The following is a 14,634-nucleotide window of genomic DNA, read 5'->3' as shown; positions in this document are numbered from 1 at the left end:
TCAAGTTCGGCTCACGTTCGACGCCAACCGATGAACGCCGAGCACAGAGCCTCGGCGCAATGGGCTCTGAGTCAGACGTCTGGTGACAAGCCGAGGCCGACACCGTCGGCGGGCTCGGTCGCGTAGCGGCTCATCGCGTCGATGGCGGCCCGTGGCGTCAGCGGCCAGCCGTCGGCGAACGCCTCCTGGAGGTCTCGGAAGTACTGCACGTACAGGTCGGGGGAGAAGGTGCTGAGCATGACGGCGGGTCGGTCGGTCGGGTTGGCGAAGGTGTGCGGGGTACCGGGCGGAACCATCACGAGCGTGCCCGCGACGGCGTCGTGGTCCTCGTCCCCGACGGTGAACCGCACGGTGCCGGAGAGGACGTAGAAGCCCTCGTCGTGTCGGGCGTGGCGGTGCTGCGGCGGTCCCTGGGTGTGCGGGGCGAGGACGGACTCGGCGATCGCGAGACGGTGCCCGGTGTGACTGCCGTCCTCCAGGACGCGCATGCGCGTGGTGCCCAGAACGATCGTCTCGCCGCCGCCGGGACCCACCACCGACACAGCGGGGTGGGTCTGCGGCTCGCGGGTCTTCGCTTCTTCGGTCATGGTCACGAGTTCACCGCCGGTACCCCGGGGCTGTCCAAGACCTGTCCCGCGGTGCCGATACCTGGTGGGTATCACTGCAGGGGGAGCTACGGACCCTGCGCTACTTCGTGGCGGTCGCCGGGGAACTCCGCTTCGGCCGGGCGCCGCCGTCGGGGCCCTGCTCGATCGCGGATCAGTCGAAGAGGGAGAGGTCCACGGATTCCGCGAGAGCGGCACAGCCCGCGTCACTGCCGTGGAGGCTGTCACCCATGTGCAGGTCGCCACGGATGCGGGTGGGCTCGGCGGGGTCGCGCCAGACGGCGTCGAAGTCGAGTACGCCGTCGAAGGCGCCGCTCGTACGGATCCACGCGTTGACCTGCTCGCGCGCCTTCTCACCCTCGGCCGAGTACATTTCCGAACCGCCGTAGGGGGCGATGGTCACGGCGTGGACCTTCACACCGTGTGCGCGGGCCCGTGCCGCCAGCTGGAGGTGGGCCGCGACGATGTCGTCCACGCCGACGGGCGAGCCGGGGAACATCGAGAGGAATCCGGCGCTCTCCTCGGTGCGCGGGGCGAAGGAGAAGACGAGGTCGTTGCCCACGGCGATCACCACGTGGCCGAGGCCGGGAGTGGCGAGGACGTCACGGTCGAAGCGGGCGAGGGCCGCGGTGCCGATGCCGTCGGTGAGCATGCGGTTGCCGCTGATGCCCTGGTTGACCACACAGAGCGCCTGTCCGCCGCGGGCTGCCGGACGCCGCGCGAGCACGTCCGTCCAGCGCCGGTCGGTACCGGGAGTGGATCCCATGCCGTCGACGCGGGAGTCGCCGATCACGGCGATGGCCCGGGTCGGTGTCCCGGGCTGCACCTCCACGGCCGTGATCAGGGCCTGCGCCGACAGGGGGAGGCGTCCGCGGGCAGCGACACGAGGGCGGTAGCGTCCCCGGGGACGATCCAGCCGAGCGTGTGGAAGGTCCCGTGGCAGGTTGCGGTGTCGACCCGGCCAGGCAGGTACAGGCTGATGGTCAGCCGGGACAGCGCGGCGGTCCGCAGACCGATGGGATCACTGAGGATCGGTGCGCCCGCCGGCACGGTGGCGGTCGGCCGGCCGCTGAAGGTCACCGTGTGATCGCTTCCGTGCTGGATCTTGTCGTCGGTGTCCGTGACGGCGACACGGGCGGCGCCGATGGTCAGCGGTGCGGTTCCGTACTCGTTGCTGACGCGGATGCGCACGCGGTGTTTGCCGCCCGTGACGCGGACGATCTGCCGCAGCGTCGCGTTCTCGAAGGGCTCGACGCAACTGACGGAGTTGTCCGGTGCCTGCGGAGAGGCGCCCCAGGTGCGAACCCATGCGCCTGCGTGCGGGGCCGAACCTTCAAGGTCGGAGGGGGTGTTGATGACGCCGTCCACGGTCGTTGCCCTTCGGTCGGCGGGTATGACGACGGTGTTCGAGGTGCTGGTGCTCGACGAGTTCGACGCCGGGCGGCCTTGCCCGACGCGGGGGAGGGGCGCCTCGGTCTCTTTCGCGTTTCACGGTCCTGGGCTTCCGGAGCGACGCTCTGGCGCAGGGGAGGCCGGTCCGCGGTCGGCGAACGGCACCGCGCCCGGACCTACGCCTGGCAGCGGCCGTTCGCTCCAGCGCCGCGGCACTAGGGCCTGTCGTCAAATTCCCGTCTGTCCCGCGACGCCATGCACGCTCCCCCGAGCTCTTCGAGCAGGGGGTACCCCCAGAGCACGCTCCCCCGAGCTCTCGGCTCCGCTCGAGCAGGGGGGACCCCCATGACGCCGCAGGACCGCCCTCCGGGCGACTACGGGAATTTGACGACAGGCCCTGGTTCTGCGGCGCGCCGAACCACTGGGCGGCCGCCTGCTCGAACGCGTCGCGGTCCGGGGCGGGCTCGCCAGCCCAGGCCACGACGCCGTCGGGCCGGACCAGCGCGGCACCCAGCCCGAGGGCGTCGCGCGCCGGACCGGCCGCGTAGCAGATCCGGCCTTCCCATCCCTTGGCCGCGGCCTGCAGCGCACGGTCGGTGCTGAAGTCGAGCACGACTCCCCGCCCCCGGCGCAGCAGTTCGCCGAGGCGGGTGCCGTCCTCGAAGCGGAGGTCCGGGGCGCTGCGGCCGGTGAAGGGCTGTTCGCCGCCCAGGTCGTAGCGGTCGAACAGCCCCGACGTCTTCCGGTACACGTGGGTCGTTCCGTCCGTGGTGCGCATCAGGTCGTGGACGAGCCGGCGCAGCGCGGGGGCGTTGGGGCCCGGCTTCATGGTCGCGACCTGGGCGCGGGACCAGTCGAGCACGGCGGCGCCGACGGGGTGCCGCTCGGTGGTGTAGGTGTCGAGCAGGCCCTCGGGCGCCCGGCCGCGCACGGTGGCGGCGAGTTTCCAGCCGAGGTTGACGGCGTCACCGATGCCGAGGTTGAGGCCCTGGCCGCCCAGGGGCGAGTGGATGTGTGCCGCGTCGCCGGCGAGCAGCACCCGGCCCTCGCGGTACGTCGTCGTCTGCATCGCGCGGTCGGTGAAACTGGAGGCGAGATGGACCTCGTCCAGCGTCACGTCGGTGCCGCTGACGCGGCGCAGGACCGTCTGGAGGTGTTCGCGGGTCAGCGGCCGGGACCGGTCGAAGGCGCCGCCGTCGAAGTCCATCATGCCCAGGTGCCCTTCGAGGGGTGTACGCAGGTACATGCCGTTCGGCGTCAGGTTGAACCCGAGCGGCAGCCGCCCGACGTCGGCGAAGGCGACCTTGGCGACGTAGCCGGTGAACAGCGGCTCGGTACCCACGAATTCGAAGCCGGCGAGCCGGCGTACGGTGCTGCGCCCGCCGTCGCAGCCCACCAGCCAGCACCCCTGGTACTCCTGGCCGCCTGCCGTGACGAGGACGGATCCGGTGTCTTGCGCCACGGCCGTGACGGAGCGTTCCGGACGATCTCGGCTCCGAGCGCGGTGGCCCGCTCGCACAGTACCGACCCGGCCGCCTCCAGGCTCGTCATGAACCCCTCCATCGTCGGACCGGGCAGCCGGGGCGGGAGGGCGGCTGTGTCGATGCCGGCCGCGGTGAGCGTCATGCCCGCGAAATGGCTCAGCTCACGAGGGGCGGGCGCCTCGACCGCTTCCGGATCCGCGCCCACCTTCTGCAGGTCGACTCCCGAAGCCTGCGCCATCGCTTCCAGGAGGCCGCGGCGGTGGAACGTCTCGGCCGATCCGGCGTTCAGACCCCGCAGCCCGAGCGGTAACGCCTTCAGGGGCGAGGTGAGTTCCGGGTCCCGCTCAAGAACCAGGACCGAGCAGCCGCACAGGGCCAGTTCACCGGCCAGGAACAGACCGACCGGGCCACTGCCCGCGATCACGACGTCATGCATGGGAGGCGTCCTTTCGAGAGACGGACGACGGGTCACCCGGCCGGATCCGCCGGGTCAGCGCAGATGGGTGAGGCCGTCGAGGATGACGGCGATGCCGGTGAGGAACTGCTCGCGGTCGTCGTGCTCCCTCATCTGGCCGACGACGGCGTGCATGAACGGGTAGGTCTCCGGGTCGAGTTCCTGCCACGCCCTCGATGTCGCGTCGAAGAGCTCGTCGCGATCCCCGACGGGGTCGATGCCCGAGGTGTCCCCCTCGATGCGGGCGTTCTGGCTGACGGCTCCGAGGACGTAGTGCACGAGCGTCGAGGCCGCGTCGAACCAGGAGGCTCGCGGCACGCCCAGGGCGCCCATCTGCCCGCCGATCCGCTCGAAGATCCCCACCGTCACCGGGCCGAACGGATTCCGGATGATCTGGAGGGTCAGCCGCGTGGCGAGCCACCGGTGTGCGGCGATCGCGTCGAACAGCGCCAGCGCGACGACACGGACCTCGTCCCCGGGCGTGGCCGCGGCCCCGGCGGGCCGGGCCGCCAGCGCCGCGCCGATCACGGTTTCCGTCGCCGTGTCGAGCAGTTCGTCACGGGTGCCCACGTGGTGGTAGATCGCCCCGGAACCGGTGGACAGCCGTTCGGTCAGCGCCCGGATGGTCAACGCACTCTCGCCGCCCGCATCGAGCATCCCGACCGCGGTGTCGATGATCTGCTCCCGTGAGAGCACCTGGTTGCGCCGCTGCGGCCGGCGTGCTCGCGTCGTCATGCCTTGATGGTGGCGCATTTGGTACGGCGATCCAAGTTGGTGCATTGTTCCAAAGTGGCGTGCGGTCTCCTGCGGACCCGGCCGGCCGGGCCACCGAGGAACAGGTCGGCGCCGTACGGCGGGGGCGGCCGCACCAGGTCACGCCGTCCTTCTGAACCTGGACCACCTGCCGGTCCGGGGTGCGCGGGAGTTCCTCGTCGACGGCCGGGAGGTGTTCGGTCGGTGGGGCAACTTCGCTATCTTCATCGACAGGCGTACCGGCGAGGTCCGCGCGGACCGGCACACGCCGAGCTTCGACAAGACCAAGGCGATGGCGCCCATCGCCGTTCCCGAATGAGCGAAGGGACCGGTCCATGCTCGACGCGGCCGCCGAACGGTTCATCGACCAGGTTCGCGCGCTGTCGGCCGAGTCGTTCGCCGCGGCGTTCGACCGGGCCGTCGCGCTTCGCCGCGTCGGCGGCAAAGAGGCGAGCCGGGCCACGAAGCCGTCCGCGGCCGAGAACTCCGAGCTCGAGCACGCCGTCCGCGAGGTTCTGCTTCCGAGGGCGGACGAGCTGAACGCCGTCCGCGGGGGTCTTCACGCGGACGCCAAGAGCGGCGTCGTGATCGCCGGGCGCGCCGTGCTCAAGATGGCGCAGTTGACGCCCGAGCAGTACGAGGTGCTCGTGGCCCCGTTCGTCGAGGTCGGGGTCGACGTTCCGGCGCATCCGGGGCGTGGCTGACGGGGAGCGTTCCCCCGGGCTCCAAGGCGCGGTCCCGGTCGACTCCCCGAGACAACCGGTTGCCGGAGGTGGACGGTCCCGGCCGACGCGCCGTGCGAGTCGCCCGGCGTGCCGTTGCGGCGCGCGCCGGTCCGTGGGAGACATGCATGACGGCATTCAGGAGTTCCGACCCGATCACCCCCGTCTCCGACGAGAACGGGCTGGTCGCGGTCGACCACGCCCTGTTCGCCACGCTCGCGGACGATCCGGTGCTGAGCGTCGTCGAGCTCCCCGACGGTCTCGGCGTCTGCCTCGTGCACGCCGCCCGCGGCGGCGGCAAGCTCTACGTCGCGCCCGACAGGACGGCCCTCTTCGCGGGTTCGGCAGCCTGCGCAATTCGCGCACGAACCAAGACATAGGACTCGGGTGTCGAATGGACAGCCGCCGACGGGAAGGAACGACTTGTCCGCCGAGCGCATGATTGCCTGCGGTGCCGGCTTCCCGGCCGACGGCGCGGAACTTGCGTCGTCAGTCCTGCACCACACCTTGTTCGTCGACCAGCTCTTGAACGAGCTCGGCGCCGCCGCCCTGCACGAGCACCGGAAAGCTCCCGAGGCACGACCGCCCTGTTCGACGAGGAGCACAAGAAGGAGCTGAACTGCCCCGCGCCACTTTGCTGCAGGCCCGGATGACCCCGCCGCACACGCGCCGGGACAGACGCCGGAGGGGCGACCTCGTCGGAGCGGGTGGGCCGACATCACGCTCGCGCGGGCCGGGGGCACATGTAGAGCGTGGACAGGCGGATCTCGTCCACTCCGATGATCCCCTTGATCCCGTTCGTGCCGGTCGAGGGGTCGACGTCGAACGCGATGTCGTTGTGGTTCCAGCCGGCCGATGCCACCTCCGAGACCTTGACACCGGAGGTCGTCTTCCAGTCGACTTCCCATATCACGATGACGGCGCCGAACGCGACGCAGCGGAGGTCGCTGTAGGCCCGGGCGGAGCCGTCCTCGTTGACGCACACGGTGATCGTTCCGTAACCATAGTTCACCTTCTTGGTCTCGGTGACGCAGCCGGGTGCCGCCGACACTGCGGCGCCCGGCGCGGTGGCCGAAGATCCCTAGTGGCGTGCGGTCCCACTGCGGAACAGGGCGCCGACACGCTGGCCGGCCGGCATCGGCTGTCACCAGTCTCGGGTGCAGTGCTCCAGTGGATCAGCTACGACCTCCCCCTCCTCCCCCCGGCCATAGGCCGAACCCGCAGTAGATTGGTGTGATGCGAACGGAGCCACGTGGCACGATGCACGGCTGGATTTTGGGTTCGAACCTGCTGCCGTTCGTCCAGGCGATCGCCGGAATGACCCGGTGCCGGGACGACCTGACCGCGATCGCCACCGGTGTGGACCGTTCGGATGCAGACGACGACGACTGGTTCAACGTCGTCATCGAGGGCGATTCGCGCGTTGAGTTATTTTTCGCGAAGGCCCCTGACGGCGATGTGCTGGTGGATGTGGAACTCGAAGGGTTGAACGAGATCCTCGAGATCAGGTGCTCTCAACTACTGGACATCTGCTGCCAATACCGTCTGGTACGTGAAGACCGCTGACGTGCGGGTGACACCCGGACCGCAGTCGAGGCAGCGCGAGCCAGGTCGGTTCTGGAGCAGATGCGGCCCGGTCGACCACTGACCGATGTCGCTCCCCGCACCGTGATCCGGCTGAACGATGCCCAGGAGTACCTGTTCCCCGACGGGCTCGGCGAAAAGGTCGCCACGAGCCTGCGGCCCCTGCTCCACGATCCGTCACGGGCTCCGGTCCTGGTTCTGGCCACCCTGTGGCCCGGCCTCATCCCCGTTGCAGGGCCAAGGCGACCGCGTCGGAGATCGGCTGGGCGGTACGGCTCTCGTAGCAGCTGAAGCCGGGGCTGGGATTGACCTCCAGGCAGTACGCCTCTCCGTCGTCGGTGAGGATCAGGTCGACACCGGCGAGGGCGAGGCCCAGCCCGCTCGCCAGTTTCCGACACCGCTCCGCCAGGTCGTCGGGCAACTCCCAGGTGGAGAACTCCGTTCGCCCGCCTTCCTCCTGGACGTAGCGGTAGTCGACCTGGTCGGTGTCCACTCGGGTGGCGAACACGTTCTGGGCGACCACGTGCACCCGTACGTTGGTTCCGGGGACGTAGCGCTGGAACTGGACCGGGCAGCCGCGTATGAGGGGGAGTCTTCGGGTCGCCTCGTCGTCGAGTTCGTGGACGATGGATCTCACCGAGCTGATCGACTTGTAGATCAGCCGGCCGTGCCGTGCCTTGAAGTCGCGCACGAAGTCCGGGTCATTGGTGACCAGGGTGTCCGGCACCGAGAAGCCTGCCTGGCGGATCAGCTGGGACTGGTAGGGCTTCGACCGGTTGGAGGCGGATGCGGTGGCGCGGTTCATCACGCAACCGGATGCGATCTCGGTCCAGTTGTTCAGCGCGTCGTGCCAGACCTGGCACCGTTGCGCTGTCTCCTCGGAGCCCTCGCGCACCTCCGGCAGCAGGCGCCAGTCCATGAGCCGGGTGTAGACACCGGTCACCTGGGAGCAATCGACAGGCGGATGTCCGGGGCCGTCGAACAGCAGCCCCCGGATCTCTCCGCCGGAGATCTCGACGTCGACGGACGTGTCCTGGAACCGCCTTTGGTGCAGGACGACATGGGGGAACCCCATGCGTTCGAGGGCGGCGATCACCAGCGCGGTGGGTGGATCGCTGGGAATCCCGCAGACGGCGATCATCCGGTCGTCACCGCCGTCCCGGTGAAGTGCCGGTGCAGCCCGTCGACGAGGGCACCTCCACCGATCCGCAGGTCGGGCACGGGAGTCGCCCCGGTGAAGCTCACCGACCTCCCGTCGTGGTGCAGGCCGACGCCCAGCAGGTGCGTGCCGGCGAGCCGGGCGAGCCGGACGCAGGCCGGCGCGACGTCGGGGAGGCACCGCGCGTCCGGCAGGCGCTCACCTCCGTAGACCTGCTCCTTGAACACCACGACGGAGTGGGTCGCCGGTCGGTTCTGTGGAGCTGCGCCGGTGCGGCCGGACAGGGCGAGGACCGGCACGGGCAGGCCGGCCCGCGCCGCGAGCACGGCCCACTCCGCCGCCGAGCGCCACGCCCCGCAGAAGCCCACGGGGGAGGGCCGGTTGACGGCGACCGGGGCGACGCACAGGAGCCAGCTGAGCATCAGCGCGTTCAACTCGCCCACGGCGTAGTCACTGTCGGCCGGCGTGGCGAGTACCGGTGGCCGGACCGGGGCGCGGACGACCCGGTTGAGCACCCCTCGTACGTCACCGCTTTCCAGCGGCCGCCCGCCGGCGAGGCGGATGCGGAAGCCGGCCCCGTCGGGTCCGACGCGGTGTTCCTGCCGTGCCGAGCGGATCAGCGCGTCCGACGTGAGGAGTTCCAGCGGTGCCAGGCCGCGCTTCCGCAGCCCTTCGTACGCCCAGACCGCGGCACGGTCCGCGGGATCGCCGAGTACCAGCCACATGGCGGTCAGTTGCCCTCCTGAGGCCTGTCCTCGACCTCGTCGGCGCCCGGTCCCGTCGGGGTTTCCGTCTCCCGGGCGAGGAGGTTCGCGGACATGTCCGGGCGCTGTTCGGGCGGGATGAAGTGGGCGAGTGTCGCGAACGTCTTCTCCAGTTCGACGATTTGGCGTGCCATGCTTTCCTCGCCGACCCCGAACAGGGAATCCACGTCGACCGGCCCGGCGACGCCGGTGTATTCCGGAGGCGATCCGGGCCCCTTTTCTATCGTGCCGTCCTTGTCGTCCTTCCTGTCCTTGGTGTCCTTGGAGGGTTTCGGGTTCTCCGGCGGAGGCGGCGAGACCCCGACACGGGAAAGCGTGATCGTTCTCTCGGCCACCGTGCTGTCGCTGGCGGATCCGATGACGAACTGAGTTCGCAGCTTGTTCTCCGGAGTCCCGAACGCGACGGGTTGTGCCTTGAACGCGAGGGAGTCGGAATGGTTGGCCTGAATCCTGTTGGGCCGTGCCAACAGGGTGAATCCGCCCCCGATGTCCTTGTCGGGCGGGTCGGTGATCTTCAGTTCACCGGTGCCGATATTCGCGACGACCACGGTTATGACCGGGAGCGGCTTGTCGAACACCGCCTTCGTCACGAATGACCTCTGCCCTCCCGCGGGCGAGATGCGTGGCTGAAGGGTCTCTGCCTCTTCGGTCGACGTCACCCAGACGAAACCCAATTCCTCAGGGTCTTCGTTCGTGATTCTGAGCCTCCATTTGCGTTCCGCCTTCTTGCTGATGACGATGCTCACCTTGAAGACGTCATTGGCCTCGCGGACCCAGGACGCCCCGGCCACGGTCTCGGCGTTCTCGTCGTGGATGGGCACCCGGGCGGCCGGTTCGGCCGGAACCGTCGCGATGACACCCGCGCCCGCCCGGAGCTGGATGGTCGGTGCCGCACCGCCCAGGGGTTCGGAGCCGGATCCGACAGCGACGATACGAAGGAACATCGTGCCCGCCGTCTGGGGAACGGTGAACTCGACAAGTCCGGTCGTCGCACCCGGCGGCAGCCTGAGCTGTTCCTGATCCTTGGGGAACATTCCGAATGCCATGGGTCGTCCTATCTCTTCAGTTCTGTGTGCGATGCCAGGAAATCAATCCCTGGTCCGGTGAAACGATTTCTGCCCGGATCGGCCGCCCCACGCCCTCGGCCGCCGTGCCCGAAACGTTCACCATGGATCCGGCGGAGCCGGGAATTTCAGAAGAAGCCGTCGCCCTCGTCATGGAAACAGTGGCCGTCGCCGCAGGCCTGACCGGCTGCGAAGTTGGAGACAGGGACGGTCACGAGGAGGCTTTTCCGGAAGGGGAATCCCTGGGCCCCGGTGTGACGGTCGGTCGGCCGTTGACGGGCGGCCCGAAGCGGCCGTACGGCCTAGTCACCAGATTCTCATGAAACGTCCCGCCGTGCATCTGGAAAGTGATCAACTGCCGCGCGGTGCAGCGCGGTTCGGCGCTGGGTCCGCCCCCACCCGCGACAGCGCGGCACCCGGCATCCCGTCCCCGGGAAGAGCGACCGGACGGAGGCTAGTCGCGGGTCCGGCCGGCCATCGCGTCCCAGAAGCGGTCCAGCTCGCGGACGCGCATGCCGACCCAGCGCGGTGTCTTCCTGCGCAGCCCCCTGGGCAGCCAGCGCCGCACGCTGCCGGGCAGCAGGGCCTGCTGCTGGCGGCAGAACGGCTCGCGGATCTCTCCCCGGGGCACCCAGCCCCGGGGAGGGTATGGGCAGAGCTGGAACTTGCAGTCGGGCAGACAGTTCGAGCCCGGTGCGGGCGGAGTGGAGGTGCCGATCCGCAGTCCGGGCTTCAGGGGCTCCCGGTCCGCACGGATGCACGGCGGCAGCGGCATACCAGGCTGCTCCGCACGGGCGAGCCGCTCCTCGACCTCGTCCGGGTGCCCGTCCCGTTCGATGAGATTCAGCATGACCAGCACGTCGGCGACGAGGCGTTGGGCACGGGAGTCGAGGGTGCTCCAGCCGACCGACGGCGGAATCCACAGACTGTGCCTGCGGTATCCCCCGGTGTTGTCCGAGCGTGAGCCGATGTTGTCGGCGACGCCCTTCTCGTCGATCCACAGGAACCGCTCGGGCTGCCCGGTCTCCAGGGCCAGAGCCGCCAGGTCCCCGGCCTCGGCGACGAACGGGTGCAGGCACCGCCGGGCCGGTTCACCGCGGGCATCGGACCGTCCCGACGACGCGTTCACCGTGCCCGCCATCGACAGCCAGCGGCGCACGGTCCGTACGGCGGCGGCCCCGCCGAGCGGTTGGAACGGCTCGTGCCCGTTGGAGCGGCCGCTGTCCCGCCCCGGGGTGGCGTGCCCCCGGTGGTCGTGGCCGCCGGTACTGTCCGCGAGCTCCCACAGGCACAGCGCCTGGAGCAGGCTGAGCTGCGCGTACCAGCACCGGGACTGCTGGAGGACGGCCTCCGCCTGCCGGATCAGGTCGGCGCGGCCGCCCGGATCGGTGTGCGGGTGCCGCTGGCGCCGGTTGGCCGCGTACTTGAAGCCCTGGGCCAGCGCGGCCTCGAGGGCGAGCGGCAGATCGGGGGCACCGCCGGTGAAGTTCGGGTCGAGGTGGCGCAGCCACTTGGTGAGGCGTTCCCTGGCCTCGTCGCGGTGGGCCTCGTCGACGGAGCCCAGCAGCATGGGGACCATCCAGGCCCGCATCACGAACTCCCGGAAGAGAGCGACCCGTTGCTCGCGGTAGCGCCGGTTCAGCGCCTTCCGCTCCTGTTGCAGCCGCCTGATGCTCTCGGACGACGCGGCCCGCGACGACGTGCCGGCCGTCCTGGCCCGCCCCATGCGCGCGGCCCATGACTCGTACTCCCCCCGTTTCCACGCCTTCAGGGTGTCGAGCCGGTCGTTGTACTCCTTCACGGGGTCGATGTTCAGGCCGCCCCGCTCGCGGATCACGGCGAACGCCGCGTTGCCGCCGGTGCCGAACTCCTGGGCGGCGGCCAGGCGGATGGAGTAGGAGGGCTCGTCGATGCCCAGCCGGAAGAGCTGCCAGTACAGCGGGGTGGTGTCCGTCCGGTCGGAGGCCTTGCGCAGGGCGGCTCCCAGCTGCCTGAGCAGCCTCAGCTTGGCGTCCTCCAGGGTGCGCCGGTCGCCCTTGATCCCGGACCAGCGCTCGCGCACCGCCTCGACGATGTGGCCCAGCAGCTTCGGGTCGTCGTCCACGCTCGCGATCTCCAGGGCCGCCGCGTAGAGGTCGAGGGCCTTCGGGTCGCCGGTGCGGCGGCCTGCGGCCGTGCACAGCTGATGGGCCAGAGGGCGGCCGCGCACGGGGGTCTGCCGCACCAGCCCCGCGAGTTCCTTGCGCACCCCGGCCCGGACACCGCCGCCCCGCGCGGGGCGCGCCGCCGCCCGCCGACGGGACAGCAGCACCAGGGCGATGAGCAGTTCACGACTGGGTCCGGGCGGCTGGAGTGCCCGCTCGACCAGCTCGCCGACGCCCCGCTCTCCCAGGTGGTTCAGCACTCGGCAGCCGAAGTAGGCCTGGAGGATGCTGTGCGGGAATCGGACCCTGCGCGCGGAGCCCTCCACCAGCTCGAGCTGGTTCGCGCGGGCCGCGAAGCGGGCGAGGGCGGCGCGGCACTGGTCGAGGTTGCCCTCGCGCAGCCGCCGGCTCTCCTCGCCGCCGATCCGCTCGCCGAGGGCGTTCCAGATCTGCTGGCGGTGCCATTCGGTCAGGTCGTTGCCGCGCTTGCCGTACCGGTCGAAGCCGCGCCGGCCGGCCCACAGGTGTTCGGCCCGGGCCCGGGCCCGACGCCCCGTGCCGGGATGCTGCACGTCCGGGTGGAGCAGCTCCGCGAAGCCGACCTCCAGGCTGTCCTGGAGGAGTCCGACGCAGGCGAGGGCCGAGACCACCTCGAGGGTGTCGCGGCGTTCCCGCGGGGTCAGTGCGACGTGCTCTCGCATCCTCCCCTCGCACAGCGCCTCGTCCCAGGTCTCCAGCAGCCACAGCCGCAGGGCGGCGCGGTCGGGGCCGCGTGTGCTCGGATGCCGAGGGTCGTCGCCCGGACGCTCGTGCTCCAGGGCTCCGTGCCGGTGGAGTTCGCGGACGAGCTGGAGGTAGATCGGTGACTCGGTCACCTCCGCCGTCTCCACGATCCAGTCCACGAGCCGCTCGTCGGTCTCCGGTACGCCCGCTTCGACGAAGCGCAGCGCCACCTCCTCGCTGAGCGGTTCCAGCTCGACGATCGCGGCGGAGGTGCTCTCCAGCGGGCTGTGCGGCCGGGAGGCGATGACCAGGGGCAGTTTCTCCTCGTGGGCCCGCTCGATGGCTCGGCGGATGATGTTGTCCCGGTTGTGTCCCCGGCCGTCGTCGAGGAGCGCCTCCTCGAGGCCGTCGGCGAGCACCACCGGTTTGTCGTCGGCGAGGAGTTGCTGCCAGACCCGGTCGGTCTTGCCGCGCGCCAGGATGCCCTTGGGAGCCTCCTCGGCGAAGCGCCGCCTGGCGAGGCGTTCGAAGTTCAGGTCGGACCCGTCGGCCGCGTCCCTCAGCCGGATCGGCACCGGTACGGCGTTCTGGCGGGCCAGGAGTTCGGTGAGCCGTACGAGGACGGCGGTCTTCCCGGCTCCGACGCCGCCGACGAGGAGATAAGGCCGACGGGTGGCACGCTCCCGCAGCCGTTCGGCGATGACCTGGGCGATCTCCTCGCGGCCCACGATCTCGGCGGTGTCGTGCCCTGCGGTGGGCACCAACTTGTGGGGATCCCTCAGTGCTTTGGTCAGGTAGCGTCGTTTGGTCCAGCGGTACCACCAGAACAGGAAGAGCGTGGCGGCGATCGAGGCGGCGAGGATCGGACCGACGAACTTGAAGACGGTGTCGAACCCGTCGTTGCCCTGCCGCCAGGTCTCGAAGCCGGTCGTCTGCTGTGAGATGACGATGTACAGGCCCTCCCCGACCCAGGCGAGCAGTGCCAGCACGGCGACGAGCCAGATCGTCCTGGTGACGTTGGCGTAGGAGAGGTACCGGCGCCACTTCCTGGGCCGGGTGGCCCCGCGGCGGGCTTCCAGACGGATCGTCAGGCTGTGCCAGCGGCCCACGAGACCCTGTCCGATCCGGGTTCCCGCCCGTCGGACGTCCAGTGTCGCCATCGGCGCGGCGCGTGGTCGCTCCTTGCCGGGTGGGTGGCGGACGACGCTCGTCATGGTGCGTTCTCCTTGCGAGTTCCGGGAGCGGTTCTCGGGACGGAGGATTCGCGGTGCGCCGACGCCTTCTTCCATGGAATCACTTCCGGCATGCATCGCAACCCGGCCGCCCCGGCGATCCCACTGCCTTCCTTGGGCGTCTCCGCATCGACCGACGACTCGAAGAACCCCTCACCCACGACGCCGAGCCGCTTCACCTCGGGACCGTCTTCCGGAGCCCGGAGCTCTCGCCGGAGCTCCTCATGATCTCGAATGTGGTTTCTGTCGTGCGGAGGGGACCCACCTGCCCGAGACCGCCTTCTTGGCGGCGCACGAACCTGACGCCGAGGCAACTCGTGTTGTTGCCCGGGGCATCCGAACCGACGGCCGACACCCCTCTGGCCGTTGCCGTCCAGAGTCCATGGATTCCGCCGCTGGGGCAGGTGCTGATCGAGCGAGGCGATGGTCTCGGTCCGCTCACCTGCGGGGAACACGAGAACGCTGCGCATGTGATGGAGCGTAGGCGGTCCGCCTGGCGCCGTACGCACGGGCGCACGCGTTCTGGACCGGAGGTTCCGGGGCGTTCCTTCCCT

General features: G+C 70.3%; 14 protein-coding genes and 1 pseudogene. 4 read left to right on the top strand and 11 right to left on the bottom strand.

Going from position 1 to position 14,634, the window contains the following annotated elements; all coding sequences use genetic code 11:
• Window positions 1–71 precede the first annotated feature (71 nt).
• The 5 genes and pseudogenes from ACFW6B_RS37805 to ACFW6B_RS37785 all read right to left on the bottom strand — a co-directional run bounded on the left by ACFW6B_RS37805 (window position 72) and on the right by ACFW6B_RS37785 (window position 4,670).
• Complete coding sequence (locus tag ACFW6B_RS37805) at window positions 72–587, bottom strand: cupin domain-containing protein (protein WP_386603790.1); 516 nt, start codon at window positions 585–587, stop codon at window positions 72–74.
• A gap of 172 nt (window positions 588–759) precedes the next feature.
• Window positions 760–1,437, bottom strand: a complete 678-nt coding sequence (locus ACFW6B_RS37800; protein ID WP_386603788.1) for an SGNH/GDSL hydrolase family protein — start codon at window positions 1,435–1,437, stop codon at window positions 760–762.
• 8 nt (window positions 1,438–1,445) lie between these two features.
• Window positions 1,446–1,973, bottom strand: a complete 528-nt coding sequence (locus ACFW6B_RS37795) for a hypothetical protein (RefSeq protein WP_386603786.1) — start codon at window positions 1,971–1,973, stop codon at window positions 1,446–1,448.
• Window positions 1,974–2,406: 433 nt separating this feature from the next.
• Window positions 2,407–3,917, bottom strand: a pseudogene (locus ACFW6B_RS37790) (FAD-dependent monooxygenase); the annotation flags it as partial.
• Window positions 3,918–3,971: 54 nt separating this feature from the next.
• Window positions 3,972–4,670, bottom strand: coding sequence for a TetR/AcrR family transcriptional regulator (locus ACFW6B_RS37785; protein WP_386603783.1), 699 nt, complete (start codon window positions 4,668–4,670; stop codon window positions 3,972–3,974).
• A 211-nt stretch (window positions 4,671–4,881) separates the two neighbouring features.
• On the opposite strand from ACFW6B_RS37785, the gene ACFW6B_RS37780 reads away from it, so the two are divergent.
• The 3 genes from ACFW6B_RS37780 to ACFW6B_RS37770 all read left to right on the top strand — a co-directional run bounded on the left by ACFW6B_RS37780 (window position 4,882) and on the right by ACFW6B_RS37770 (window position 5,790).
• Window positions 4,882–5,007 carry a hypothetical protein gene (locus ACFW6B_RS37780; protein WP_386603781.1) on the top strand — a complete coding sequence of 42 codons (126 nt, stop codon included), beginning with the start codon at window positions 4,882–4,884 and terminating at the stop codon, window positions 5,005–5,007.
• A gap of 16 nt (window positions 5,008–5,023) precedes the next feature.
• Window positions 5,024–5,392, top strand: a complete 369-nt coding sequence (locus ACFW6B_RS37775) for a hypothetical protein (protein WP_386603779.1) — start codon at window positions 5,024–5,026, stop codon at window positions 5,390–5,392.
• 146 nt (window positions 5,393–5,538) lie between these two features.
• A complete protein-coding gene (locus ACFW6B_RS37770) occupies window positions 5,539–5,790 on the top strand; it encodes a hypothetical protein (protein ID WP_386603778.1) in 252 nt (83 codons plus the stop codon).
• A 338-nt stretch (window positions 5,791–6,128) separates the two neighbouring features.
• Here the strand turns inward: ACFW6B_RS37770 and ACFW6B_RS37765 are convergent, their stop codons facing one another.
• Window positions 6,129–6,461, bottom strand: coding sequence for a hypothetical protein (locus ACFW6B_RS37765; protein ID WP_386603776.1), 333 nt, complete (start codon window positions 6,459–6,461; stop codon window positions 6,129–6,131).
• Window positions 6,462–6,646: 185 nt separating this feature from the next.
• Here ACFW6B_RS37765 and ACFW6B_RS37760 point away from each other — a divergent pair, with 185 nt between their 5' ends.
• Window positions 6,647–6,976, top strand: coding sequence for a hypothetical protein (locus tag ACFW6B_RS37760; protein ID WP_386603774.1), 330 nt, complete (start codon window positions 6,647–6,649; stop codon window positions 6,974–6,976).
• Between the two features lie 238 nt (window positions 6,977–7,214).
• Here the strand turns inward: ACFW6B_RS37760 and ACFW6B_RS37755 are convergent, their stop codons facing one another.
• The 5 genes from ACFW6B_RS37755 to ACFW6B_RS37735 all read right to left on the bottom strand — a co-directional run bounded on the left by ACFW6B_RS37755 (window position 7,215) and on the right by ACFW6B_RS37735 (window position 14,259).
• Window positions 7,215–8,135: an ATP-grasp domain-containing protein gene (locus tag ACFW6B_RS37755; protein ID WP_386603771.1), complete on the bottom strand. Its 921-nt coding sequence runs from the start codon at window positions 8,133–8,135 to the stop codon at window positions 7,215–7,217.
• Complete coding sequence (locus ACFW6B_RS37750; RefSeq protein ID WP_386603769.1) at window positions 8,132–8,878, bottom strand: hypothetical protein; 747 nt, start codon at window positions 8,876–8,878, stop codon at window positions 8,132–8,134. Before ACFW6B_RS37750 ends, ACFW6B_RS37755 begins: the two co-directional genes overlap by 4 nt.
• Window positions 8,879–8,883: 5 nt before the next feature.
• A complete protein-coding gene (locus ACFW6B_RS37745) occupies window positions 8,884–9,963 on the bottom strand; it encodes a hypothetical protein (protein WP_386603767.1) in 1,080 nt (359 codons plus the stop codon).
• A 472-nt stretch (window positions 9,964–10,435) separates the two neighbouring features.
• Window positions 10,436–14,062, bottom strand: a complete 3,627-nt coding sequence (locus ACFW6B_RS37740; RefSeq protein WP_386603765.1) for an ATP-binding protein — start codon at window positions 14,060–14,062, stop codon at window positions 10,436–10,438.
• Window positions 14,059–14,259, bottom strand: coding sequence for a hypothetical protein (locus ACFW6B_RS37735; RefSeq protein ID WP_386603762.1), 201 nt, complete (start codon window positions 14,257–14,259; stop codon window positions 14,059–14,061). Before ACFW6B_RS37735 ends, ACFW6B_RS37740 begins: the two co-directional genes overlap by 4 nt.
• Between the last annotated feature and the right edge of the window lie 375 nt (window positions 14,260–14,634).

The sequence above is a fragment of the Streptomyces sp. NPDC058751 genome (assembly GCF_042746485.1).
GTDB lineage: Bacteria > Actinomycetota > Actinomycetes > Streptomycetales > Streptomycetaceae > Streptomyces.
The sequence above is the reverse complement of the archived record's forward strand: the minus strand, read 5'-3'. Positions and strand labels throughout refer to the sequence as shown.

Bases quoted from the DNA above. Each gene is read 5' to 3' on its own strand.
- ACFW6B_RS37805 (WP_386603790.1), bottom strand. From the start codon at position 587: ATGACCGAAGAAGCGAAGACCCGCGAGCCGCAGACCCACCCCGCTGTG.
- ACFW6B_RS37785 (WP_386603783.1), bottom strand. From the start codon at position 4,670: ATGACGACGCGAGCACGCCGGCCGCAGCGGCGCAACCAGGTGCTCTCA.
- ACFW6B_RS37775 (WP_386603779.1), top strand. From the start codon at position 5,024: ATGCTCGACGCGGCCGCCGAACGGTTCATCGACCAGGTTCGCGCGCTG.
- ACFW6B_RS37770 (WP_386603778.1), top strand. From the start codon at position 5,539: ATGACGGCATTCAGGAGTTCCGACCCGATCACCCCCGTCTCCGACGAG.
- ACFW6B_RS37760 (WP_386603774.1), top strand. From the start codon at position 6,647: ATGCGAACGGAGCCACGTGGCACGATGCACGGCTGGATTTTGGGTTCG.
- ACFW6B_RS37755 (WP_386603771.1), bottom strand. From the start codon at position 8,135: ATGATCGCCGTCTGCGGGATTCCCAGCGATCCACCCACCGCGCTGGTG.
- ACFW6B_RS37750 (WP_386603769.1), bottom strand. From the start codon at position 8,878: ATGTGGCTGGTACTCGGCGATCCCGCGGACCGTGCCGCGGTCTGGGCG.
- ACFW6B_RS37745 (WP_386603767.1), bottom strand. From the start codon at position 9,963: ATGGCATTCGGAATGTTCCCCAAGGATCAGGAACAGCTCAGGCTGCCG.
- ACFW6B_RS37740 (WP_386603765.1), bottom strand. From the start codon at position 14,062: ATGACGAGCGTCGTCCGCCACCCACCCGGCAAGGAGCGACCACGCGCC.